The sequence below is a fragment of the Acinetobacter sp. ANC5681 genome, assembly GCF_023488045.1.
In the GTDB taxonomy this organism is placed as follows: domain Bacteria; phylum Pseudomonadota; class Gammaproteobacteria; order Pseudomonadales; family Moraxellaceae; genus Acinetobacter.
The window spans coordinates 17,071-42,738 of the sequence record NZ_JAMFKZ010000006.1 but is presented as its reverse complement, the minus strand read 5'-3'; the positions used below and the strand labels follow the sequence as shown (position 1 = coordinate 42,738).

The 25,668-nt window shown below is 39.6% G+C and carries 20 protein-coding genes and 2 pseudogenes; 11 read left to right on the top strand and 11 right to left on the bottom strand.

Going from position 1 to position 25,668, the window contains the following annotated elements; all coding sequences use genetic code 11:
* Nucleotides 1-5: 5 nt before the first annotated feature.
* Nucleotides 6-899, top strand: coding sequence for a KPN_02809 family neutral zinc metallopeptidase (gene ypfJ / locus M5121_RS05545; RefSeq protein ID WP_249570586.1), 894 nt, complete (start codon nucleotides 6-8; stop codon nucleotides 897-899).
* A gap of 18 nt (nucleotides 900-917) precedes the next feature.
* Nucleotides 918-1,047, top strand: a pseudogene (locus tag M5121_RS05540) (IS5/IS1182 family transposase); the annotation flags it as partial.
* A gap of 276 nt (nucleotides 1,048-1,323) precedes the next feature.
* Here the strand turns inward: M5121_RS05540 and M5121_RS05535 are convergent.
* The 5 genes from M5121_RS05535 to carA all read right to left on the bottom strand — a co-directional run bounded on the left by M5121_RS05535 (nucleotide 1,324) and on the right by carA (nucleotide 7,615).
* Complete coding sequence (locus M5121_RS05535; RefSeq protein WP_046738777.1) at nucleotides 1,324-1,761, bottom strand: universal stress protein; 438 nt, start codon at nucleotides 1,759-1,761, stop codon at nucleotides 1,324-1,326.
* Between the two features lie 209 nt (nucleotides 1,762-1,970).
* Nucleotides 1,971-2,597 (bottom strand): CatB-related O-acetyltransferase, encoded by a 627-nt coding sequence (locus tag M5121_RS05530; protein WP_005161724.1) that lies wholly within the window; start codon nucleotides 2,595-2,597, stop codon nucleotides 1,971-1,973.
* Between the two features lie 63 nt (nucleotides 2,598-2,660).
* Nucleotides 2,661-3,137 carry a transcription elongation factor GreA gene (gene greA, locus M5121_RS05525; RefSeq protein ID WP_249570585.1) on the bottom strand — a complete coding sequence of 159 codons (477 nt, stop codon included), beginning with the start codon at nucleotides 3,135-3,137 and terminating at the stop codon, nucleotides 2,661-2,663.
* 90 nt (nucleotides 3,138-3,227) lie between these two features.
* Nucleotides 3,228-6,461 (bottom strand): carbamoyl-phosphate synthase large subunit, encoded by a 3,234-nt coding sequence (gene carB, locus M5121_RS05520; protein ID WP_249570584.1) that lies wholly within the window; start codon nucleotides 6,459-6,461, stop codon nucleotides 3,228-3,230.
* Between the two features lie 14 nt (nucleotides 6,462-6,475).
* Nucleotides 6,476-7,615 carry a glutamine-hydrolyzing carbamoyl-phosphate synthase small subunit gene (gene carA / locus M5121_RS05515; RefSeq protein WP_249570583.1) on the bottom strand — a complete coding sequence of 380 codons (1,140 nt, stop codon included), beginning with the start codon at nucleotides 7,613-7,615 and terminating at the stop codon, nucleotides 6,476-6,478.
* 358 nt (nucleotides 7,616-7,973) lie between these two features.
* Here carA and M5121_RS05510 point away from each other — a divergent pair, with 358 nt between their 5' ends.
* Nucleotides 7,974-8,552, top strand: coding sequence for a hypothetical protein (locus M5121_RS05510; RefSeq protein ID WP_249570582.1), 579 nt, complete (start codon nucleotides 7,974-7,976; stop codon nucleotides 8,550-8,552).
* Nucleotides 8,553-8,624: 72 nt separating this feature from the next.
* Here M5121_RS05510 and M5121_RS05505 read toward each other — a convergent pair whose 3' ends face one another.
* Together M5121_RS05505 and yhbY are read right to left on the bottom strand one after the other, a co-directional pair.
* A complete protein-coding gene (locus M5121_RS05505) occupies nucleotides 8,625-9,161 on the bottom strand; it encodes a DOMON-like domain-containing protein (RefSeq protein WP_249570581.1) in 537 nt (178 codons plus the stop codon).
* Nucleotides 9,162-9,164: 3 nt separating this feature from the next.
* A complete protein-coding gene (yhbY, locus tag M5121_RS05500) occupies nucleotides 9,165-9,491 on the bottom strand; it encodes a ribosome assembly RNA-binding protein YhbY (RefSeq protein WP_034423105.1) in 327 nt (108 codons plus the stop codon).
* Between the two features lie 227 nt (nucleotides 9,492-9,718).
* On the opposite strand from yhbY, the gene rlmE reads away from it, so the two are divergent.
* The 5 genes from rlmE (at nucleotide 9,719) to M5121_RS05475 (ending at nucleotide 15,560) form a co-directional block, all read left to right on the top strand.
* Complete coding sequence (rlmE, locus tag M5121_RS05495) at nucleotides 9,719-10,369, top strand: 23S rRNA (uridine(2552)-2'-O)-methyltransferase RlmE (RefSeq protein ID WP_249570580.1); 651 nt, start codon at nucleotides 9,719-9,721, stop codon at nucleotides 10,367-10,369.
* Between the two features lie 136 nt (nucleotides 10,370-10,505).
* Nucleotides 10,506-12,401, top strand: a complete 1,896-nt coding sequence (gene ftsH / locus M5121_RS05490) for an ATP-dependent zinc metalloprotease FtsH (RefSeq protein ID WP_249570579.1) — start codon at nucleotides 10,506-10,508, stop codon at nucleotides 12,399-12,401.
* Between the two features lie 140 nt (nucleotides 12,402-12,541).
* Nucleotides 12,542-13,396, top strand: a complete 855-nt coding sequence (folP, locus tag M5121_RS05485; RefSeq protein ID WP_249570578.1) for a dihydropteroate synthase — start codon at nucleotides 12,542-12,544, stop codon at nucleotides 13,394-13,396.
* A gap of 118 nt (nucleotides 13,397-13,514) precedes the next feature.
* Nucleotides 13,515-15,134 carry a vWA domain-containing protein gene (locus M5121_RS05480; protein WP_249570577.1) on the top strand — a complete coding sequence of 540 codons (1,620 nt, stop codon included), beginning with the start codon at nucleotides 13,515-13,517 and terminating at the stop codon, nucleotides 15,132-15,134.
* Between the two features lie 111 nt (nucleotides 15,135-15,245).
* Complete coding sequence (locus M5121_RS05475; protein WP_034602853.1) at nucleotides 15,246-15,560, top strand: DUF5713 family protein; 315 nt, start codon at nucleotides 15,246-15,248, stop codon at nucleotides 15,558-15,560.
* 29 nt (nucleotides 15,561-15,589) lie between these two features.
* On the opposite strand, the gene M5121_RS05470 is transcribed toward M5121_RS05475, so the two are convergent.
* Both M5121_RS05470 and M5121_RS05465 read right to left on the bottom strand, forming a co-directional pair.
* Nucleotides 15,590-17,194: a CocE/NonD family hydrolase gene (locus tag M5121_RS05470; protein WP_249570576.1), complete on the bottom strand. Its 1,605-nt coding sequence runs from the start codon at nucleotides 17,192-17,194 to the stop codon at nucleotides 15,590-15,592.
* A gap of 120 nt (nucleotides 17,195-17,314) precedes the next feature.
* A pseudogene (locus tag M5121_RS05465) lies at nucleotides 17,315-17,473 on the bottom strand (DMT family transporter); the annotation flags it as partial.
* Between the two features lie 442 nt (nucleotides 17,474-17,915).
* Between M5121_RS05465 and pnuC the strand changes: the two are divergent.
* Nucleotides 17,916-18,488 (top strand): nicotinamide riboside transporter PnuC, encoded by a 573-nt coding sequence (gene pnuC, locus M5121_RS05460; protein ID WP_087543450.1) that lies wholly within the window; start codon nucleotides 17,916-17,918, stop codon nucleotides 18,486-18,488.
* Between the two features lie 43 nt (nucleotides 18,489-18,531).
* On the opposite strand, the gene M5121_RS05455 is transcribed toward pnuC, so the two are convergent.
* Nucleotides 18,532-19,665, bottom strand: coding sequence for a glycerophosphodiester phosphodiesterase (locus M5121_RS05455; RefSeq protein ID WP_249570575.1), 1,134 nt, complete (start codon nucleotides 19,663-19,665; stop codon nucleotides 18,532-18,534).
* Nucleotides 19,666-19,829: 164 nt separating this feature from the next.
* Nucleotides 19,830-21,443, bottom strand: coding sequence for a phosphoethanolamine transferase (locus M5121_RS05450; protein ID WP_249570574.1), 1,614 nt, complete (start codon nucleotides 21,441-21,443; stop codon nucleotides 19,830-19,832).
* Between the two features lie 310 nt (nucleotides 21,444-21,753).
* On the opposite strand from M5121_RS05450, the gene M5121_RS05445 reads away from it, so the two are divergent.
* Nucleotides 21,754-24,861: a multidrug efflux RND transporter permease subunit gene (locus tag M5121_RS05445; RefSeq protein WP_249570573.1), complete on the top strand. Its 3,108-nt coding sequence runs from the start codon at nucleotides 21,754-21,756 to the stop codon at nucleotides 24,859-24,861.
* A gap of 172 nt (nucleotides 24,862-25,033) precedes the next feature.
* On the top strand, nucleotides 25,034-25,627 hold the full coding sequence (locus M5121_RS05440) for a DUF4112 domain-containing protein (protein ID WP_249570572.1): 594 nt from the start codon (nucleotides 25,034-25,036) through the stop codon (nucleotides 25,625-25,627).
* Nucleotides 25,628-25,668 lie beyond the last annotated feature (41 nt).

Below are 25,668 nucleotides of genomic sequence, written 5' to 3'. Positions count from 1 at the left end.
TTAATATGCGTTGGAAAGGTCGTCGTGTCAGTACCAATGTTGAAGACCGTCGTGGTGGTGGCGGAGCAAAAGCAGGTGGTATCAGTATTATAGGTTTGATCGTTGCATTTGTTGCGTGGAAGTTTTTTGGAGTAGATCCACAACAAGCCTATCAAGCAACTCAAGCGGTTACCAGTGCTCAGTCTTCACAACAGGGTGTTGCGCCACAAAATTTAACTGCTGAACAGAAAGAGGCAAGTGATTTTGTTGGAACTATTCTTGCGGATACAGAAGATACTTGGATGCCGATTTTTCAAAAACTTGGCATGACTTACACGCCACCACGCTTAGTTTTGTTTAGCGGTGTCGATAAATCAGCTTGTGGTAGGGCACAAGCAGCGATGGGGCCGTTTTATTGTCCTGCTGATCAAAAAGTTTATATCGATACTGCTTTCTTTAAAGATATGCGCCAGCAAATGGGTATTTCTGGTGAGCAGAATCAGACAGAACTTTCTCGTCAAGATCAAGCAGGGGATTTTGCACAGGCTTATGTTATTGCGCATGAAGTCGGGCATCATATTCAAAATCTATTGGGCATCTCTGGTCAAGTACAGCAAGCACGTGCACAAGCTAGCCAAACACAAGGAAATCAGCTTTCTGTCCGCTTAGAATTACAGGCGGATTGTTTTGCTGGTATTTGGGCGCATCAGAATCAACAACGCACTCAATTTTTAGAACAGGGTGATATTGAAGAAGCAATGGATGCTGCCGAGAAAATTGGCGATGATTATTTGCAACGTAGAGCTACAGGTCAGGTTGTTCCCGATAGTTTCACACATGGCAGTAGTGAACAACGAATGCACTGGTTTCAGCAAGGTCTGAAATCTGGAGATATCAATCAATGTGATACTTTTAAGTAAAAACGATGAATATTTGTTCTTAAATTATTAGGCGATAAACTCTGCTAAAGGAACTTTGATAGCCAAGTGAATGAGATTCATGCACGCGTAGCAGTCCTCAACAGATTTGCGGAATTAGGTCGACCTACTTACCCAAGTTACGCCTTAAATTTAGCTCAGTTAGGGGGCTTTGCATTTCAAATCTTTGTGCAAAAAAGCCCTTAAGTGCTAAAGATACCAATGGTGTACTGAATGATCTTAAGAAAGAAAACATTCAAGCAAATACACAGTCACTGACGATTGTTTTTACGACTGAGTTACCAAAAGAAGTTTTACAAAAAGCAAAATCTACTGAATTAAAAACTCAATAATCAAAAAATAACCCTTATGAAACTTAAGGTTTCATAAGGGTTGCGATGTTTTCTAAAACTAAAAATCAGAATATTTAACGTACAACCAAAACAGGGATATGGCTTTCACCCAACACTTTCTGAGCTACGCTGCCTAAGATAAATTTTTTAAAACCAGTCCGACCGTGTGATCCCATAATAATCAGATCAGCACCTAAGTTCTGTGCAGCACTGATAATTTCCCCATTTACAGAGAAGCCTTCCAACACTTGAGTTGCGACTGTCAGTCCTAAAGCTTCAAATTTTTTTTCCGCTTTCGTTAAATTTTCTTGTACATAGCTACGAACACGTTCAATCAATTCATTACTTTGACCGAGTCTAAGGTATGCATCTGCCAAATATGGGTCTAAGGTCATCACTTCAACAACAGTGATTTCACTATTTAGGGCTTTTGCAAGTTGAGCCGCTTGTTGAATGACATTATCGGAGATTTCAGAGTCATCAATTGCAACCAAGATTTTTTGATAAGACATAGTTATTACTCCTTATTATTACACTTTGAGTTGTTTCTAAATTTTTGTTTAAGATAAGATCTATGTTTTCATATTAAACTTATTAGTAGCATAATAAAACCTAGTAATTTTATAAGAATAATTAAATGTTAAAGCAGTTTTTAATTATTCAATCCATTGAAAAATAATCTTTTTTTTAAATATTAAGGTGAATATTAGATTTGGAAAGATTATAGACTTTGGTCTAAATATGAACATAACTCTACGAGTTGATCCGTCTGCAATTGTTCACGCATTTTTAAAATTTGCTTTTCATCTAAGTCATACAATTTGAGGGAAAGCAGTTTTTCGATGTCTTGTTCAGGAAAACGATATTTTATCACTTTGGCTGGAACACCAGCAACAATTGCATAGGGCGGTACATCTTGGGTGACCACAGCACCTGTTGCCACGATAGCACCTTCACCCAATTTTACTCCCTGCATAATCATGGCGCGGCTACCAATCCAGCAACCATCGGCAATCACGGTATCACCAGCAGGCAAGAAACTACGGGTGTCAAAAGGGAAGGTCGAAATCCAATCAGGACGGTGTAATTGATTGCCACCCATCATAATCACGCATTCAGCACCAAAACAGACAAAATTGCCAATATGCAGTTGATCAATTGGTTTCTCAGGTGTAGCAGGTTTGTCATGTAGATAACGTACCACACAACGTTCAAAGCCCTGATCCCAATAAGCAGAATAATAAGAATAATTACCTTTGATATGGATATTTGGATTTTTTACTGTTTTGGAAATAAATTCGAATTCACACCAATGTTTAACAGGGGAGTTGATCAAAGATGAGTCCATTGAATTTCCACCGAGTATCTTGAGAAGAAAAACCCCTCAAATAGAGGGGCTAAAGACTTGGAATTAAATATATTCCACACTGACGATTTCGTATTCAACTTCACCTTGTGGTGTTTGAATTTTTGCTTCGTCACCTTCGTTTTTACCTAAAAGACCACGGGCAATCGGTGAGTTCACTGAGATTTTATTGATTTTAAAATCTGCTTCATCATCACCTACGATTTTATAAGTTTTACGTTCTTCAGTGTCTAAGTTTTCGATGGTTACAGTAACACCAAACACAACACGACCGTTTTGTTCAAGTGTTTTGACATCAATCTCTTGAGCTGCACCCAGTTTGCCTTCGATATCCTGAATACGACCTTCACAAAAACCTTGCTGTTCACGTGCAGCGTGATATTCAGCATTTTCCTTTAAATCACCGTGCTCACGAGCTTCCGCGATCGCTTGGATAATACGTGGGCGATCCACTGTTTTTAGCTGTTGTAATTCTTTCTCTAAGGCAACCTTGCCTTCAGGAGTCATAGGATAACGTTGCATTTCAGTCCCTCTAAATTGGTTGGGAAAATACAGGATTAAAAAAAGAAAAAGCCCGCCACCGATAAGGTGACGGGACTTATCAGTAAAGAATTAACCTACAGTTTGTAAATCTTGCAAGCGGTATACATCCATTGGCAATTTCACAGAAAATGCTTGGCAAACAGCCTCAGCACCATTAATTGTCGTAGTGTAATACACTTTACCTTGTAGGGCAGCACGACGAATCATGGCAGAGTCGTATTGAGCTTGTTTGCCTTCAGTTGTATTGACAATAAGATGAATCTCACCATTTTTCAAGCGGTCTACAATATGTGGACGACCTTCAGTGACTTTATTGACAGCTTCACACTCAATGCCTGCTTCTTTCAGAACACGATGTGTGCCATTAGTCGCAACAAGTTTGAAGCCATATTCGATTAATTGTTTAGCAATATTGGCAATGTATTTCTTATCTGATTCACGAACTGATAAGAACGCATGCTTCACTTCGCCTTCTGTTGGCAAGCCTGGTAAACGTTCGTTTGAACCAAGTACTGCTTTGTAGAATGCTTCACCGAAAGTTTGACCTACACCCATTACTTCGCCTGTAGATTTCATCTCAGGCCCAAGCATTGGATCAACGCCTTGGAATTTAGCAAATGGGAATACAGCTTCTTTTACTGCAAAGTGAGTCGGGATGATCTCTTTGGTGAATCCTTGAGATTCTAAAGATTGACCAGCCATACAACGTGCCGCAACTTTTGCTAAAGACTCACCAATACATTTAGAAACGAAAGGAACTGTACGTGATGCACGTGGGTTCACTTCGAGTACATAAATGTCGTTGCCTTTTACTGCAAACTGAACGTTCATCAAGCCGATTACGCCAAGTTCTTTTGCCATTGCAACAGTTTGGCGACGCATTTCATCCTGAACTTCTTGTGAAAGTGAGTAAGGAGGAATTGAACATGCTGAGTCACCTGAGTGAATCCCTGCTTGTTCGATGTGCTGCATGATACCGCCAATCACAACGTCTTTACCATCAGATACGCAGTCTACGTCCACTTCAGTTGCATCATCAAGGAAACGGTCTAACAGGACAGGGGCTTCATTTGAAGCTTGAACTGCTTCACGAAGGTAACGTTTTAGCTCATCTTCGTTATAAACGATTTCCATTGCACGACCACCCAATACATAAGATGGGCGAACAACCAGTGGATAACCCACTTTCGCTGCTTCTGAAATACCTTCTTCAGCAGATTTAACGATGCTGTTGTTTGGTTGACGAAGCTGTAGACGTTGAATCATTTGTTGGAAACGTTCACGGTCTTCTGCACGGTCAATCGCATCAGGAGATGTACCAATGATCGGTGTACCTGCTTCTTCTAAAGCACGCGCCAATTTTAATGGTGTTTGACCACCGTACTGTACGATCACGCCTTTAGGCTTCTCTGTACGTACGATTTCAAGTACATCTTCAAGTGTTACAGGTTCGAAGTATAAACGATCTGAAGTGTCATAGTCAGTTGAAACTGTTTCAGGGTTACAGTTCACCATGATGGTTTCATAACCGTCATCACGCATGGCAAGCGCAGCGTGTACACAGCAGTAATCAAACTCGATCCCTTGACCAATACGGTTTGGACCACCACCAATCACCATGATTTTGTCACGGTTCGATGGATTTGCTTCACATTCTTCGTCGTAAGTTGAGTACATGTAAGCTGTGCCAGATTCGAATTCGGCAGCACAAGTATCAACACGTTTATAAACTGGATAGACACCCAAGTTCCAACGTTGTTTACGGAATTGCTTTTGTGAAATACCCATCAAGTCAGCAATACGCAGGTCAGATAAACCTTTGCGTTTGAATGAACGAATATTATCAGCATTTAAATCGCCAAAGCCTAAAGTTTTTACTTGAGCTTCAGTTTTAACGATGTCTTCGATTTGGATCAAGAACCAACGGTCAATCTTAGTTGCTTCGAATACGTCATCTAATGAGAAACCGTGACGGAATGCGTCAGCTACATACCAAATACGCTCAGGGCCTGGAACTTTAAGTTCTTTTAAGATGATGTCTTTGGCATTAGCCGTACCAACTTCGATTTTTTCATCAAAGCCACTAACACCGACTTCAAGACCACGAAGCGCTTTTTGAACGGATTCTTGGAAGTTACGACCAATTGCCATGACTTCGCCCACAGATTTCATCTGAGTCGTCAATACAGGCTCAGCTTGCGGGAATTTTTCGAAGTTGAAGCGAGGAATCTTGGTTACAACATAGTCAATCGCTGGTTCAAAGCTTGCAGGCGTGATACCACCAGTGATGTCATTTTTCAATTCATCAAGGGTATAGCCAACCGCAAGTTTTGCCGCGATTTTCGCAATTGGGAAACCTGTTGCTTTAGAGGCAAGCGCAGATGAACGAGAAACACGAGGGTTCATCTCGATCACAACCATACGACCATCTTTCGGGTTAATACCGAACTGAACGTTTGAACCACCTGTTTCAACACCGATTTCACGCAGAACAGCAACTGATGCATTACGCATGATTTGATATTCTTTATCTGTCAATGTTTGCGCAGGGGCAACAGTGATTGAGTCACCTGTGTGTACGCCCATTGGGTCAAAGTTTTCAATCGCACATACGATAATACAGTTGTCGTTTTTGTCACGAACAACTTCCATTTCGTACTCTTTCCAGCCAATCAGTGATTCATCAATCAATAATTGTTTAGTTGGAGAAAGATCGAAACCACGTTCGCAGATTTCAATAAATTCTTCTTTATTGTACGCAATACCGCCACCAGAACCACCCATCGTGAATGATGGACGAATGATCACTGGGAAGCCGAAACGCGACTGAATTTCCAGTGCATGTTCCATACTTTCTGCAACATCGGCACGAGGACACTCTAAGCCGATTTTACGCATGGCGATGTCAAACAGTTTACGATCTTCTGCTTTTTCAATCGCTTCTTTTGACGCACCAATCAACTCAACATTGTATTTCTCTAAAACACCGTTGGCATCTAATGCAAGTGCACAGTTCAATGCAGTTTGACCGCCCATCGTTGGGAGGACTGCATCTGGGCGTTCTTTTTCAATGATTTGAGCAACAGTCTGCCAAGTGATTGGCTCGATATACGTTGCATCCGCCATTGAAGGGTCAGTCATAATGGTTGCTGGGTTAGAGTTCACCAAAATAACACGATAGCCTTCTTCACGAAGTGCTTTACATGCTTGCGCACCTGAGTAGTCAAACTCACATGCTTGACCGATCACAATTGGACCTGCACCAATAATTAAGATGCTTTTAATATCCGTACGTTTAGGCATTACTCGCTCCTTAATTACTTCTTAGATGCTTCAATAAGTTCGATGAAATGATCGAACAATGGAGCACAGTCATGTGGACCAGGGCTTGCTTCAGGGTGACCTTGGAAGCTGAATGCTGGTTTGTCAGTGCGATGAATACCTTGGTTTGTACCATCAAACAGTGAACGATGTGTCACTTTTAAGTTCGCAGGTAAAGTACTCTCATCGACAGCAAAGCCGTGGTTTTGAGAAGTAATCATCACTGTACCATTCTCAAGATTTTGTACAGGATGGTTTGCACCGTGATGACCATGATTCATTTTCATGGTCTTCGCGCCAGAAGCAAGTGCTAAAATTTGGTGACCTAAACAAATACCAAATACAGGTAAAGTTGTGGTTTCAACAATCGTTTTTACTGCTTCAATCGCATAGTCACATGCTGCTGGATCACCAGGACCATTTGACAAGAACACGCCATCTGGATTCAACGCGAGCACTTTCTCCGCAGGAGTTTGTGCAGGAACAACTGTTAATTTACAACCACGGTCTGCGAGCATACGTAAGATGTTGGTTTTGACACCATAATCGTATGCAACGACATGAAATTTAAATTCAGGTTGAGCAAAGCCTTGACCTAAAGCCCAGGAACCTTCAGTCCATTCAAAGCCTTCAGGATCACAGCATTCTTTTGCAAGGTCTAAACCATTTAAACCACCGAAGGCACGCGCTTTCGCAATGGCCTCTTCTTCAGTGATATTTTCGCCAGCAAGGATGCAACCGTTTTGCGCGCCTTTGTCACGTAAAATACGTGTCAATTTACGCGTATCAATATCAGCGATGGCAACAACATTGTGTTGTTCAAGGTATTCGCTCAGCGATTGTTCAGCACGGAAATTGCTGTGTAATAAAGGAAGATCACGAATAATTAAACCGTTTGCCCATACCTTATGGATGCGGCCTGATTCAACGTCTTCACTATTACAGCCAGTATTTCCAATATGAGGATAAGTCAGCGTCACAAGTTGCTGTGCGTAACTTGGATCAGTCAAGATTTCCTGATAACCAGTCATGGCGGTATTAAAAACGACTTCACCAGTCGTACTACCCGATGCACCGATAGACGTTCCTTTAAAGACCGTTCCATCTGCGAGGGCTAAAATGGCGGGGGTGCTCAAACCAAAGCTCCTGAACTAAAACCACAAAAATAGGGCTGTAAAAAAGCGAGAAGACATAAAAAAAGGTAGGCTGTCTTTAAAAACATGCCCCTCCTTCCAGTCTGCTCGCTTGTAACTTAACAGCGCATTATACGCATGAGGACATGAAAAGTCTATGTGTTTTGTCTATTAAAGTCAGGAATTGGTGTTTTTCTTTTATAAGTTTAAATGGACAGGTGTTTATTACAAAATGAGTCATTCTGATAAAGATCTCATGAGATATTATGCAAATTGTCTAACAATTTTTTGAGGCTTTGAGTAGAAACAGCATTATCTTATATTTAGCCGAAAAGAAACAATCAATGAGAGGGGAATGAACATGGCCGAGAATCAAACTACAACACCTGTAGCTGAAGATGTGAAAGAAGCTGTAGTAGCAAAAACTGCGAAAGCGAAAGAAGTTGTCGCAGAAAAAACGGCTGAAGTAAAAGAAGCTGTTGCTGAGAAAACTGCAAAAGCGAAAGAAGTCGTTGCTGAAAAAACCGCTGAAGTAAAAGAAGTGGTTGCAGAGCAAACAGCGAAAGCAAAAGAAGTGATTGCTGAAACTCAGGAACAAGCGAAAGAAGTGATTGCTGAAACTCAAGAAAAAATTGAAGCTGAAGCAAAAGAACTGAATGATGCTGTTCAAAATCAGTTTGCACAAATCAAGCAAGATATTTTACAGCGTATTGAAGTGATCAAGGCGCAGTTCAATTTGTCTCAAGACGATTTAGTTGAATTCAAAAATGCTTTGAAAGCTGAATTAAACACTTTAGTTGAAGACTTGAGCAAAGTCAGCAAAGAACTGAAAGATGACATTAGCCAGATTTCAGTAAAACACAAAGATACTTTGACCGAGAGCCTTAAGCGTACCAAAGAGCAGGCCGTTGAAGCCTGGAACAAGGTGCGTGCAAGCTAAGTAAGTCGCTTGCCAATAAAAAAGCGAGAATTGATATTCTCGCTTTTTGTTTTTTAGACGTGATTAAAAAAGTTAAAACTGATGTAGCCAGTCCCGTTTGTTGTGGAAATCGGCCTGAGGGCTGCTATGCTGCATTGCAAAGTAATGCATGCCTTGAGTGGTATTTAACACTGCAGTTAAGCCAAAATACAGGTCAGGCCACTTTAATTTGTTTTGCTGCATAAACTGGGACAAATCCAGACTGACATTTAAGCCATAGTGGGTACGCTGTAAATGGTTCAACTCAATATCATAGGCAGCCACGGGCGGCATATCTTCTGGAAAGCGATATTCTTCAAATTGATAGGCCTGCCATGCCTGAGAGGGGGAGAGATTGATTTCACGATAAAAATCTTCATCTTTCACGCCCACAAAAATTTCAAAGCAGGTCTGTTCCCATAAAAAATCATGGCGAGGATGCGCCGAAACCTGATCGGGATAAATCAGAAACTGATTTGGGTCGCGCACCCAGAAACCAACATTCACAGTTGCTGGTGTTTGCTGCTCAATCGCTCCCACCACCGTAATGGCGTTAAAGCGATCAAAAGCCGACAATTCATAACTTGCCATTGCTTACTTATTACTGAGGTGAGCAAAACGAACGAGGTTGGAAAGATGCTGGTTTTGTTTGGCTGCCTTTTTATAAAGCAAAACAATTTTACCAATTTTCTGTACCGATTCCGCACCAGTCGCCTCAACAAGGGCATCAATCACTGCCGCACGCGCATCACGGTCTTCACCCGCAACTTTCACCTTAATCAACTCATGGTCATTTAAAGCGCGATTCGTTTCTTCAATGACGTTTTCTGTAAGACCTTGGCTACCAACCATTACAACTGGGTTAAGTGCATGTCCAATTTGACGCAAACGCTTACGTTCATGGATAGATAAAGCCGCCATTAAAAATACCTGATTTGAAAAACGACCTAGTATAGCCTGCATCCCAAACCTAAGATAGATTCAGCAGGCAGACTGATCATAAATATTCAAGAAACTGTTAAAATAACCAATGATGTTGATCGAAAAAAATCTGTAAAAGTTCGTGTGATTACGCTACATCCGTACTGTAATGAGAGTAATTTTCACGTACAATGACCAATCAGAAGTGTTATGAAATTTAGTGAGTTATGGCGACACGCATTACCAATCAAAAATTGTCTAAAAGCAGTCGTGCGTGGATGAGAGAGCATCTGGATGATCCTTTTGTTAAAAAGGCGCAGAAAGAGGGGTATCGCGCACGCGCAGCATATAAGTTACTCGAAATCCAAGAAAAATATAAACTGATTAAACCTGGCATGACAGTTGTCGACTTGGGTGCTGCGCCTGGCAGTTGGTCACAGATCGCAGGTAAGCTCGTTGGTGCCAATGGTTTGGTGATTGCATCGGATATCCTGCCAATGGATGCGCTTCCAGACGTGACCTTTTTACAGGGTGACTTTAGGGAAGAGGAAGTCTTCGAAAAATTGTTAAATATTTTAAATGGCCGTCAGGTAGACATTGTAATTTCTGATATGGCCCCCAATACATCAGGTAATAGGGCTGTCGACCAGCCACGCCAAATTTATTTGTGTGAGTTGGCACTGGATTTTGCTCAGAAAGTTTTGGGACCAAATGGACAGCTTGTGGTTAAGGTGTTTCAGGGTTCAGGATTTGATGAGTTCAGAAAACAAGTTGTTGATAGTTTTGATGTATTAAAAACAGCCAAACCTGCGGCATCTCGTGCTCGATCAAAAGAAGTTTTTTTGATTGGTCAAGGTCGTAAAAAGGCATTGCAATAAAAGTGTACTTGCCAAGTTGTTAAAAATTGTGCATTTTGTACCTTTTACGTTTTTTGCAACGCAAATTCATTGCTGTTTTTGTGAAGGTCAGCCAAGATTAGGTATGATCAAATTAGATTGATATGGGAATAAAGCCTTGAGCGATTACTTCAAGAATGCCGTATTGTGGCTCATCATACTCGGTGTTCTGATTTTGATTTTTAGCAACGTCAGTGACCGCAATAAGCCTGCAGCGATGAAATATTCAGATTTCGTTGCAGCGGTGAATGCTGGGCAAATTAAACAAGTCACCATTGACGGTTTAAACATTAGTGGTGAAAAAACCAATGGTTCTTCTTTTGAAACGGTTCGTCCACAAGTAGAAGACACTGAATTGCTTCCAAGCTTGAATAAACAGAATGTGGTGGTTGAAGGTACTGCGCCACAACGTCAAGGCATTTTGATGCAACTTCTCATTGCAAGCTTCCCTGTATTACTGATCATCTTATTATTCATGTTCTTTATGCGGAATATGGGCGGTGGTGCTGGTGGTAAGAACGGTCCGATGAGCTTTGGTAAGTCAAAGGCAAAAATGCTGTCTGAAGACCAGATCAAGGTCACATTTACTGATGTTGCGGGCTGTGACGAAGCAAAACAAGAAGTGGTCGAAATTGTAGATTTCCTGAAAGACCCTGCTAAATTTAAGCGTCTTGGTGCGACCATTCCACGTGGTGTATTGATGGTGGGTCCTCCAGGTACGGGTAAAACATTATTGGCGAAAGCAATTGCAGGTGAAGCTAAAGTTCCTTTCTTCAGTATCTCGGGTTCTGACTTCGTTGAAATGTTTGTTGGTGTGGGTGCATCACGTGTCCGTGATATGTTCGAGCAGGCAAAACGTCATGCGCCATGTATCATTTTCATTGACGAGATTGATGCTGTAGGTCGCCATCGTGGTTCAGGTACAGGTGGTGGTCATGATGAACGTGAACAAACTTTGAACCAAATGCTTGTAGAGATGGACGGTTTTGAAGGCAATGAAGGTGTGATCGTAATTGCTGCCACAAACCGTGTAGATGTATTGGATAAAGCTTTACTTCGTCCAGGTCGTTTTGACCGTCAGGTAATGGTTGGTTTACCAGACATCCGTGGTCGTGAGCAAATCCTGAATGTTCACTTGAAGAAACTGCCGTCAGTGACTGGTGTGGATGTTAAAGTCCTTGCTCGTGGTACACCTGGTTTTTCTGGTGCACAGCTTGCGAACTTAGTCAATGAGGCTGCATTGTTTGCTGCTCGCCGTAACAAAAACACGGTGGATATGCATGACTTTGAAGATGCAAAAGACAAAATCTACATGGGTCCTGAGCGTAAGTCGATGGTGATCCGTGAAGAAGAACGTCGTGCGACGGCTTACCATGAAGCTGGACATGCGATTGTTGCTGAAATCCTACCAGGTACAGATCCTGTGCATAAAGTCACGATCATGCCGCGTGGTTGGGCATTGGGCGTGACTTGGCAGCTTCCTGAACAAGACCAGACCAGCCATTATAAAGACAAGATGTTGAATGAACTTTCAATCCTGTTTGGTGGTCGTATTGCGGAAGAAATCTTCATCAACCGCATGTCAACGGGTGCATCCAATGACTTTGAACGTGCAACCAAAATGGCACGTGCAATGGTCACCAAATATGGTATGTCAGATGCACTTGGTGTCATGGTGTATGAGGACGAAAACCAGAGTGGTTTCTTCGGTAATGTTGGTAGCCGTACTATTTCAGAAGCGACTCAACAAAAAGTCGATGAAGAAGTACGTCGTATTCTGGATGAGCAATATACCGTTGCACGTAATATCTTGGAAAATAATAAAGATATCGCGCATGCAATGGTGAAAGCACTGATGGATTGGGAAACCATTGATCGTGATCAAATCCGTGACATTATGGAAGGTCGTGAACCACAACCACCTAAGGTCTATATTCCTGAAAATCCAGTGGCTGCATTTGAACCACCGAAAGATGGTCCATCTACACCACCACCATTACCAGCAATGGGCTAATGGTTAAAATCAAAGAGAGTCGCTAAAAGCGGCTCTTTTTTTGTCCTTATTTTGGCTAAGCTGAAAAATAAATCAACAATGTTCTCAGAATAGTCTTGTTAAACTAAAGTGATTCGTAAAGTGTTAAGAGTTTTTTGATAATGCAGTTGATGCCATTACCACAGCAGCAGTTACAATGTGGCCGTTTTACACTGGATTTATCCCAGCCACAGATTATGGGTATTCTCAATGTCACCCCTGATTCTTTCAGTGATGGTGGACAGCATCATCATAAAGAACAGGCGGTTCAACGTGCTTTGCAGATGATGGAAGAGGGTGCAAGCATTATTGATATTGGTGGAGAGTCAACTCGCCCAAATGCATCACCCGTTGAATTGGAAGAAGAAATTCAACGGGTTATTCCAGTGGTTGAAGCATTGGCAAAATATGATGTGATCATATCGATTGATACCAGTCAGCCTGAGGTGATTCGAGCTGCCGTGAAAGCAGGTGCGCATATCTGGAATGATGTTCGTGCTTTAACTCGTCCACAAGCTTTAGAAACGGCGGTTGAATTAAATATTCCTGTGGTGTTGATGCATATGCGTGGTGAACCGACCAATATGAATCAGTTGGATCAATATCAGGATGTGACTGAAGATGTGATTCATGAATTACAGCAGCGGCTTAATCAAGCAATTGCAGTCGGAGTAAGCAAAGAAAATATTATTATCGACCCAGGTTTCGGTTTTGCCAAGAACGCACAACAGAATTTTCAATTATTGAATGAATTCTGGAAGCTGAACCAGATGGGCTATCCGATCCTGTCAGGTTTGTCACGTAAACGTTTCATTGGTGAGGCATTGAATGGTATACCTGCACAGGAACGTGCGCTTGGAAGTGTCATGGGACATCTACTGAGTATTCAGCAGGGGGCTAGTATTGTTCGAGTGCACGATGTTAAAGCCACAAGCGATGCGATAAAAGTTTGGAATGCGATGTGTTTAGCTCAATAATTACAGAGAAATAATGAAGATAAAAATACATTCAAATACGATGTATCTTTATCTTTTTGCATACAATCACTTCAATCTTGTTATTCATTTAAAAGACATAAAATTGGGGGATTTTATTATGCATCAATCTACAAAAATACTGACCTTAACCTTGCTAAGTTCCATGATGATCGCCTGTGGTAATCCCGTAAAGGAACGTAGCCATGTAGTCGCTCCTGCATCTTTGGTTATGTCTAATATGGCAGCGGATAGTACCCGAAAGATGATTGCTCCTGCTGCGTACATGGCGGCAATGCCTAGTCCAGAAAGCGTGCGGCTAGAACAGAATACTGAAAAATACCAAAAAAATGATGTGAATCCTGTACATCGGGTTGCAGATCAGGCAGTTTCAACCTTTAGCATTGATGTCGATACAGGCAGTTATAGCAATACCCGCCGTTTCCTGAATGATGGGCGTTTGCCACCAGTCGATGCGGTTCGTGCTGAGGAAATGATTAACTACTTTGATTATCAATATCCGCAGCCAAACAGCATTCACTCATTCTCGGTCACGACTGAAATTGTTGATTCACCGTGGAAAGAAAATGCCAAACTGATCAAAATCGGGATTCAAGCCAAAGACTTGGTAATCAAACAGTTACCACCAGCCAATTTGGTATTCTTGGTTGATGTTTCCGGTAGTATGGATGCCCCAGATAAATTACCCTTGGTTAAGCAAACTCTTAGATTATTGACCGAGCAATTGCGACCTCAAGATAAAGTCACGATTATTACTTATGCTAGTGGTGAGAAACTCATTTTAGCACCCACTTCTGGTGATCAAAAAGACAAAATTTTAACCGTCATTAATGAATTACAGGCAAGTGGGGCAACCGCAGGCGAACAGGCAATTCAACTGGCTTATAAACAAGCTGAAAAAGCTTTTGTGAAGAATGGAATCAATCGCATTTTATTGGCAACTGATGGCGACTTTAATGTAGGTATTACTGACTTTAGTACTTTAAAAGGGATGGTGGCTGAGAAACGTAAAAGTGGTATTTCTTTAACCACATTGGGCTTTGGGACAGGAAATTATAATGAGCAGTTGATGGAGCAACTGGCGGATGCAGGAGATGGTAATTACAGCTATATTGATAATAAAAATGAAGCGAAAAAAGTGGTACAACGTCAGCTTTCGTCAACACTGGCAACGGTTGCTCAGGATGTAAAAATTCAGGTGGAGTTTAATCCTGCTACGGTAAAAGAATATCGTTTAGTTGGCTATGAAAATCGGATGTTGAAACAGGAAGATTTCAATAATGATAAAGTTGATGCGGGCGATATCGGGGCAGGGCATAACGTGACGGCAATTTATGAAATCATTCCAGTGGGGCAGCAAGGCTGGCTCAATGATTCACGTTATCAGGCATCGACAAAAACAGATACAACGAAAAAATCTGAATATGCGTTTGTAAATTTGCGCTATAAATTGCCAAATCAAGAGAAGAGCATTCTTTTAAACCAAGCTGTAAAAGCGCAAAGTAAGTCCCTTGCTCAGGCCAATAGCGATACTCGTTTTGCGATTGCGGTGGCTTCCTATGCCCAGCAGCTAAAAGGTGGGCAATACAATGCTGCTATGGGGTGGGATCAAATTATTCAGTTAGCCCAGCAATCTGCAAAACCAGATCCTTACCAAATGCGTGAGGAATTTATAGAGCTTGCCAAGATCGCAAAAAGTTTAAGTGCTAAAAAAGACTAAATTATCTTTTTTAAAAGCGGTAGGAAAGATCGCTTTTTTTATGTCTAAATATCGTGATTTTTATGAGATTATGTTATAAGCATGGCGTTTTATTGGCATATTATTTTATTTATGTTTGAAGATCTCCTTCTCCCCATGTTTGATGATGAATATTATCCTGACATTCTCGTTGCCGAAGTTAAACAACAGATTAAACACTTTTCCAAAAAGGTGGGTCGTTCTGGTTTAACTGAAGCAGAAATATATCATTTTGCTCATCATACAATGATCGCAATTAATGAGATGAAACCCCAGTTTGAAGACCTAGATTCAAGTTTAGATGATACGGCTGCGGATTACATTGCTGAAGCTATGATGATGATTGTGCAAGAAGCAGGTTATTTTGAGATTGAAATGGAACAATTGATTGCAAATCGAGAGTGGTAAAATTCACTCTCGATATTTAGAAATTATGATCATTCCTTATTTGAAATCTCACTCCAAAATTTAGGTAAAGTAATTTGACCTGAAATCCATGCTTCAATTTTAGGTTGTTTAATTTTTTGATAATAAATACTTTCGGTCTGAATCAGTAAGCCTAAAGTATCGCCTTTATTCAAACGTCCATTAATACTAGGTAATTCAATAGTTTGATTTACTTTGGATGCTGAATTTTTATTAGAAATAACTTGATCAAAAGTATGTTTTTTGCTTGGATTTAATGCTGTTGTTTGATCATTTAAAATAGCATATTTACCCGTTTTTCCAGATTTAATGGCCATAGAAATAAATAGTGTTGGTTCTACTTTATTATTTGGCGTTTCGATCTTTAAAGTGAGTTGTGGTGTACCCGTGATATGTGCCAATTCAGTTATTGTATGGATCGGAACGAACACAGCTTGCGAATTCTGAGGTTCAATCCAAGTTTTATTTAACGTGTATTGTGTTTTTGCATCTAAATCTTTGAACTTATAGATCGGACTTTTGTCGACACATAATTCTGGTAAATCAATTGTTGCAGTTTGGTCTTTGAGTTTTTGATCAAACCATCCCATGATCGTGTCTTGTAATTTATATTTTTTTTGATTTCCACAGGTGACAGATTTTCCAATATACCAAAAAGGAGTATCACCTAATGGAGAATGCTGTGCAAATGGTTGTAAATGTCCGCCTTGTACGCCGATTAAATGGACTTCATACTGCGATTTCTGAATACATTGAGCTGCTTTTACACCTTGGTTAAAAGGAAATAAAACATCTCTAAACCCTTGAATGATGAGAGCATCTGTTTGAGGAGCTTGGGCAGTTTCGCAAAACCAACTAGCTTGATGTGTCTTTAGAAAATCATAAGTTGATTGTTTCAACTGACCTTGTTGGATATCTTGATAAGCTTGTTTAAGTTCGGGATCAAATTTGTTCCAGTTCCACCAGTCACCAATCAAATTCAAGAAACTTAGCCAATCTCCTTTTGGAATGCCATTGGGTACAAGGCTATCGACGATATCATACCAAGTTGTGATTGGTACAATTGCTTGTAGGCGAGGGTCTAAAGCAGAAGCAATGTATTGCACACCGCCTGCATAAGATTCGCCAATCATACCTGTACGAACACCATTTTGATTTTGCGCCAGTTGTGGCAAGTTTTTTTCAGCCCAGTTCATGATGCTAATGACATCTTGAGCTTCTTTTTCAGGATCGGTTAAGCGAATTTTACCCTGAGTATTTCCATGACCACGTTGATCATAGCTGATGACCCAATAGCCATTTTTCCACGCTGTTTTGGCTACTTGACCCGTCGGAAGTAAAAAACCATACAAGCTTAATTCTGGTCTTTTCATTCGAGATAAACCAAAACCATGGGTATGTAGCAGCAAAGGAGCTGTTTGTCCTGCTTTTAAATGTGGTTGATACACTGTAAACGCAATGATTGTTCCATCTGATGCGATTGTTTTTGCTTGAAAATAACGTTGTTTTAATTCTGTTGGTTGAGATTGAATTTTTTGAGGTTGAATTGTCGCATTGACACAACCTTGTAATAGCAAAAAAATGCCAAAGCAAAGCCATAAAATATTTGAACGCATAGATTCTTTCATCCTTGAGCAAATCTGTGGGAAATTCTAATTGGATGGTATGTAGTTTACAGTGTGAAACGGATTGAGACTATAAAGGATAGGTCATTTTATTGACCTATCAGTTTTATACTATTTAATTCGATGTGGGCTTGAGCGATAAGCATATAAAAACAATCCCGCACATAAAAAGATTAAGCCTAAAATCAAATGTGAATTAAGCGGCTCATGATTGAAAAATATCCCCCAAAAACTTGCTAATACAGGCGTCATAATCGTAATCAGCATCACTCTCACTGTGTCATGGAAATGCTCCCGTTGTCGTTGTGATTGCAACGCTATATTTGAGTAATTAAAAATGAAGGAAATAAAAAAGGTCGCGATTGAGGCAACCTCAATTTTTCAAATGATGAGCTTGTTAAATTGTCATCGGATGAAGCTGTGCAAAGTCCCCTCACATAAAAATGCAGACGCTTCGCCACATTGCATTGGCGGGAATGCAATCCTTAATGTGAATAAGACGAGTGGCTGAAACCTTGTGAATCAACATGTGAGAAATTTTAAAATAAGCTTTACATTTTTATAGCATAAGGCTTGAGTGAAAAAATAACCTTTGGCTTTAAAGCTTTAAAAATATGGCGAATAGAAGCGCATCAGATCAAGATTTTTTGGCTTGCTTAAATAAAGAATATTTCCATAATGTTGTCATTCGGATTTTCAAAGTAGTTTGCTCTTGTCTTCTTTAGAAATTATTGCCGTGATTATTAGTGTGATCGGTGTTGCGCTCACGATAAAACGGAATATGTGGTGTTGGTGGTTTAATTTTTTGGCATTTATTTTATATGCTTACCTTTTTTTCACCTTTAAATTATACGGCGAAACGATTTTACAATTCTTATTCATGCTGATTAATTTCTATGGTTTTTATTATTGGCTTAAAGGTAAACGCCAAGACCATGAGATTCGGATCGAACCAATTGCAGCCAAAAGGGTATTGATGCAAATGTGTTTAGCAGCAATCGGTGGATTATTGTTTGGTTTAACGCTTAAACATTTTACCGATGCTGCTGTACCGTTATTAGATGCCCAACTCGCTGCTTTTAGTTTACTGGCAACCTATTGGACAAGTCGTAAACATATCGCAACTTGGGTACTTTGGGTATTTGTCGATATTGTCTATGTAGGTATGTTTATTTATAAAGAATTATTTTTAACCGCAGGATTGTATGCCGCTTTTGTGTTGTTGGCTGCATATGGTTGGTGGCAATGGGAACAAGTCAAACACAAGCAACTTACTCTTTCTTAAAAATAAGAGCAGTAGAACAACTGCCCTTATTCACTACTTTGACTTATTTAGTTGCTTGATAACTTTGTACTGCCTGACGACCTAATGCTGGATCATCAGTAAATACACCATCTACGCCAGCCTTGAAGTAAAGTTGCATTTCCTTGATTGAACCAGACTCACAACGCTCGGCTGCTTTGGACGTATCCTTACTACATTTTAAGCTGTCTGGTAGGAAATTATTTTCAGGGCGGAAGGTATAAGGATGTACTTTTAAATTGACTTTATGGGCATCTGCAATAAAAGAGGTGGTCTGTGTCATTGCTGCATCTTTAAAGACATAGACTTTCCATGGACCTACACCATTGGCATAGGCCGAAACGTCTTTGAGGCCTTGTGCCGTTGCTAGATCTGCATAGGTTTTAGGATTGTTTTGTGCAACATAATCTGCTGGTCTTGCTTCAGGCGAATCATAGAGCTGAATCAATTGTGCATGCTTAACACTCTTGTGTAAATCGAGTTGATTTTTTAAATATTTTAGATTGCCAACTTCAAAAGACTGTAAGTAAATAGGCGCAATATCGCGGCTATATTGGTATTTGGATAAGGTTTTTAACAAAGTATCTTCCATAGCCAAATTCTGTTTTTGGAAATAGGTTGGGTGTTTGGTTTCTGGATAAAGACCAATAATTTTGCCCGTTTTTTGATAATGCTTTGCAGCTAAATCAATGATTTCATCGAGTGTCGGGATTTCAAATTGATCATTATATTGCGTATTGGCAGCACGATACTGGGGAATACGCTCACGTGCTTTGAGCTGTTTTAGCTCGGCCAAAGTAAAATCTTCAGTAAACCAACCTGTTAAACTCACGCCATCAATAATTTTAGTTTTTTTACGGTCTGCAAATTGAGGAAGCGTTGCAACATTGGTTGTGCCGCTGATCTCATTTTCATGGCGAGCAACCAATATGCCGTCTTTGCTTGATACCAAATCTGGTTCAATAAAATCAGCACCATCATCAATCGCTTTTTGATAGGATGCGAGTGTATGTTCTGGACGAAGTGCGCTCGCGCCACGATGTCCAATCACTTGTGGTAATTGAGGTTCAGGTTGCGCCGTGCTTTGTTGATCTTTGTTGTCATCATTGCAAGCTGTCAGACCGATCAAGCTAATACAGATCAATACTTTTTTGAACATAATTTAACTCATTAGTTTTTCTTAAAGCATTGATCTTGCCGTTTTAATTTATCAAATGGATGACAATTAGATGATAATTTTATGAAAATAATGATTTTTTTAACTGAATGTTTGAAATCCAATATCTGATTTTAGGCTTTGATAAAGCGGGGTCTGGAGGGAGATTATGACTTCTGTTTCCAATAAGGCCAATTTACTTCAGGCGTAAAACGATAATCACGATCTAACCAATAAGATTGCGGTGAAGCAGTTTTATTTTTAAGACCCATGATATGCATTAAATTGTTATCAAGTTCTGCTGTATTAAGCATTTTTTCTTTATTGACACCCGTGACTTGCATATTGTCATGCCACATAATCACAGGAACTTGGTATCCCGCTTTTGTATTCGGGCTGTGACCAGCATAGTCAATTTCATGACCAACTTCATTTCCATGATCTGAAACGACCATAAAAGATCTAAAGTCAGAATTATTATCAGCCTTTAGATCATCTAAAAATCTAGCAAGCAACGAGTCTTCATATAATACTGCATTATCATAATCATTGCGTAGTGAACGAACCCAAGGATCAATATTACGATTCTTGAGGTCGAGTTCGACAGCATCATTACTGTCTCCAGTAAATTTATTAAACGCTAATGGGTAACGTTCTTTGTAATTTGGATGTGCGCCAATCAAATGAAGAATAATCAGTTTTTTAGGATCCGGATCTGCAAGAGCTTGTTGATAAACGGGAATAAGCTTTTCATCTAATGAATGACTACTTCTTCCTGATCGTGTATTTTTATAAACAGCCGTATCTGCATAAGAACCAAATAATGAAGATAAATAACTATCATCTTGATTGCTTAACCAATAAATCTTATAGCCTGCTGCGCGAGCGTAAGCTAAAACGCTTTCCGAAGAATATTGATCATGCGCAGATGCAGGACTTTCAGTCAATAAAACACGTAGTGCATTGATCGTTGAAGGTGACGGTGAAAATGCATTACAAAAGATTTTTAACTCATCAAGTTTTTTTGCTAATTGTGGAGTCGTCTCGCGTTGATAACCACAAATACCTAAATTTAAACTTGTTAAGCTCTCTGAGAGAACTAATACATGTGTTTGTTTCTCATCCTGTTTTTTTGTTAGAGTTAAATTTTGCTTTGCACTGATGTCCCATTGTCGGTGTACATTTTGATGTTGCTTAATTCTATTTTTAAAATCCTGAAGTTTTGTTTGATAGTCTGACCAAAAAATGATGGGATGAACTTTACGTGATGGCTTCATTAAATAGCTTGTTATTGTTAATAGAACAAGTAAAACGATACAACTACGATAAATTCGACTCTGCCACATCTGATCAAGATGGTGAGCTTTAATTACTTTGAAAGTAGAAATACTGTAAATAATTAGCAAGCAAAGTAGGCTAAAAATCACACTTAAGATTGTGCTTAAGTGTAGTTGTATGAATTCCCACGTTTCCTGCTGACTGGTATTAGCAATTGCTTCAATAATAAAATAGGCTTCATTATCACTATTAAATAAAAACCACGTACTCGAACGTAGTAGTACATCAAGCCAAGTCGCAAACCACCATAAAACTGTAAGTCCATACCAATATTTTTTTTGTGTTTTAATGGCAAGCCAAATTAAACCTACACCTGGCAAAGAAAGAAATCCCAGTCTTAAACCATCAGACAAATTACCAGCAATACTGAGTAACCCCCCAGTAATTAATGCGGGCAATAGAATTAGGAGCAGAATATTAAAATGTTTAAAACTGGCCTTCATATATGCCTAGAAAAATAAGGGAGCAACAGGGAGCGTGCTACTATCGGTTTAAGTGAGTGGAGTGTCAATCTAAAATTAAGAAGTATTTGATTGGATAGTAAATTAAATTTTTGACCTCATTTGTTTTCGATGAAATATGCTGATGATCAATAAAAAATTCATTATTTCTCCGTAATTTTCGCTTTTTGCAATGATATGTTAATAAGGATGGTGTTTCCTTGAAAGCTCGGTAATGATCGTAGATTGAAAGTCCCTCTATTTTCCTATCTTTTTGAAAAAATTGACTGTTTCCACGATGGAATGAGCAGCCATGCTATCTAAATTTTTTATTGAGCGTCCAATTTTTGCAGGTGTGCTTGCCATTATTGTGATGGCATTAGGAATACTGGCAATTCTGAATTTGCCAGTTGAACGTTATCCTGATATTGCTCCACCGAAAATTACAGTATCGACCAACTATAGTGGTGCTGATGCCAAAACAGTTGAACAAAGTGTAACTCAAGTTTTAGAGCAACAAATCCAAGGGCTTGATCATTTACTGTACTTTAGTTCAACCAGCGATGCAGCTGGTCGTAGCCGTATTACGATTAGTTTTGAAAATGGCACAAATCCCGATACAGCACAGGTTCAAGTACAAAATAAAATTAGTGGCGTGATACGCCGTCTCCCAGATGCGGTACAACGACAGGGAGTAAATGTCACTAAGTCCTTGGGTGATACCTTTATGGTGATTGGACTGTATGACAGTACAGGGCAAGCAAATAATATTGCGTTGTCTGATTATCTATCTACACATGTCCTTGATAATTTAAATCGGATTGATGGCGTCGGTGAAACAGATGTGTTTGGATCGCAGTATGCAATGCGAATCTGGCTAGATCCAAATAAATTGACTCAATATAATTTAATTCCAAATGATGTCGTTACCGCGATTACTACTCAAAATACACAGGTGGCAGCAGGTGCGATCGGAGATTTGCCTGTTGCTCAAGGTCAATACTTGAATGCAAAAGTAACAGCAGGTTCTCGCTTAAAGACCATTCAAGACTTTGAACAAATTATTGTGAAATCAGATGTATCTGGAAGTTTTGTTCAATTAAAAGATATTGCTCGGATTGAATTAGGGGCAGAAAATTATCAATCATTTAATACGATCAATGGTTATCCAGCTGCAGGTCTTGGTATTTCTTTATCTTCTGGTGCCAACGCAATTCAAACATCTAAACTTATTCATCAGACTTTAGATGAACTCTCTAGCAAGCTTCCAACGGGGTATAAGATCGTTTATCCAAGAGATAATACTCCCTTTGTACAAGAATCTATTAAAGAGGTGATTAAAACACTTGTCGAAGCAATTGGTTTAGTTATTTTAGTCATGTTCCTTTTTCTTCAAAGTTGGCGTGCTACGCTTATTCCAAGTATTACTGTACCGATCGTGATTTTAGGGACTTTTGCCGTACTTGAATTACTTGGATTTAGTATTAATACCTTAACTCTCTTTGCATTGGTGCTTGCGATTGGTTTGTTGGTTGATGATGCAATTGTTGTAGTGGAAAATGTTGAACGGCTTATGCATGAACAGCATTTGTCACCCAAACAAGCAGCCGTTGAATCTATGCAAGAAATTAGCGGTGCATTGATTGGAATTACCATGGTGTTAACAGCCGTTTTTATTCCAATGTCTTTCTTTGCTGGTTCAATTGGGGTTATCTATCGTCAGTTTTCAATCACTTTGGTTGCTGCGATGGTCTTATCTTTAGTAGTGGCTTTGGTGCTTACACCCGCTTTATGTGCTTTGATTTTAAAGCCAAACCATCAAGCTAAGTCATGGGCGATTCGGTTTAATAACGGGATAGACACACTTAAAAATAAGTATTTATATCTAGTGCAAACCATGCTTCGTTATAAAATCACTGTATCTGTGATTTTTATTGCATTAATTGCCGTATTTGCTTTGTTCTATAGCAGTCTACAAAGTAGTTTTTTACCAAAAGAAGACCAAGGGATATTAAGTGTTCAATTTAAATTAGTGGATAGTGCGCCACTTTCAAAAAGTCAGGAGGTCGGTGAGGCAATTCGTCAGTATTTTCTTCAGAATGAAAAAGCAAATGTCAATTTAGTGCTTATTCGTTACGGACGAAATAATTCTGGAACGGGGCAAAATCTTGGACAAGGCTTTGTTTCATTAAATCATTGGGACAACCGTACTGGGAAGAAAAACTCTGCTGAAGCTATTCGAAAGAGAGCACTTAAATATTTTAGCCAATTTCCCGATGCACAGATCAATGTGACGTTGCCTGCTTCGGTAAATGGATTAGGCGCAACAGATGGAATGGATTTATGGATTCAGGATATTAATGGGCAAGGTGAGCAATTCCTCGATCAAAGTTTTAAACAGTTGCAACAGTTGGGACAAAAATATTCAAGTTTTGAAAACTTAGATAAACAATCTACTGATAGTAAAGCTACTTTGAATGTGAAGATTGACCATAAGCAAGCGACGGCAAATGGTTTAAATCTAAATGAAATTAATAGTACTTTGTCGACCGCATGGGGTGGGACATATGTGAATGACTTTATTGACCGTGGTCGAATTAAACAAGTTATTTTACAAGGTGATGCACCATTCCGTTCTAAGCCTGAAGACTTATATAGCTGGTCAGTACGCAATAATCAAAATCAAATGGTTCCTTTTAGTTCATTTTCAACGACATCATGGGGAGGGACACCAAGCATTGTGCAACGCTATATGGGATACAGTGCTTTGCAATTACAAGCTAACGTTGTCAATGGTCAATCTTCAGGCCAAGCCATGAAAGATATTGAACAGTTGGTGGGTCAACAAGAAGGCTTAGGTTTACTATGGACTGGGCTTTCTTATCAAGAGCAGCAATCGACTAATCAAGCAATTTGGCTATATCTAATTTCTATTGCATTTATTTTTCTATGTTTAGCTGCGTTGTATGAAAGTTTACGTATTCCTATGGCAGTGATGACCGCAATTCCTTTAGGGATTGGCGGTAGTATTATTTTTGCCCATATTTTTGGTTTACCAAATGATGTTTACTTTCAGATCGCTTTACTTACAACAATTGGCTTATCCTGTAAAAATGCAATTTTGATTGTTGAATTTGCAGCGATGGCCCAAGCACAAGGAAAAAATGCCATTCAAGCAGCGCTACAAGGTGCAGGGCTGCGTTTGCGTCCTATTCTAATGACTTCTTTTGCATTTGGCGCAGGAGTTATTCCACTGGTTTTTGCATTTGGAGCAGGGGCTGTAAGCCGTCAAGAAATTGGTATCAGTGTTTTAGGTGGTGTGATATTCGGGACAATATTGGTACTGATCTTTATTCCATTTATGTTTGTACTGGTTGCCAGTATGTTCCAGCCTAAACATAAACTGGAAACCACTGAATAAGACAATCTTTAAAATTCAGTGCAAATGAATGATCAGGTCTATGAGTTAAGCTCATAGACCTGAATTATTAATTGCTTCAATGATTTTATTCTGATTGATAATAATAATTGTACCGACAAAACGGAAAATCTGCTTTATTCTCAAGCATAAACATGGTTTTTAGGTTGAGTGAATGACTGCTCCAACAGAACACAAAAAATTAACTCAGCAGCAAGCGATTGCTGTTGAACGTGATTTAGCAAAATTTGCCAATACCATGGACAGTTTGGTTCGAATTCCTTTTACCAAACAGGGAGTCGGGGCAGATGCTGCATTGAGTACCATGCCGTTTGCAGGCGATATCGCAGGTTTTGTTTTAACACTATATGCTTTTAAAAAAGCCAGAGAAGTGGGCGTACCACAGCATAAATTGAAGGGTGTGGTCAAACTGGCAATTATGGATATGTTGGTGGGTTTTGTACCGATTGTCGGTACCTTATTTGATGTATTTATTCGTCCAAGTCGTAAGACACTGGAAATCGTTCATGACCATATCCGTGAGGAATATCAAGTGCATAGTGATATTCATATGGTGCATCCATTCTTGCATGAATCCCTAGAACAAAAGCAGAAAACTTCAGCTTTCTGGCGTAATCCGATCGTAAGTTGGATTTGGTTACGTATCCCAGATTTATTGGGTATTGCCGTACTCATTTTATTGCTTGTTGCAGTTTGGGCAGGTTTTAGTTATCTGTGGCAGTTTTATCAGTCGTTTAAAATGAATTAAATATTTGATTTAAAATAATATTGTGTTATATATCATATTAA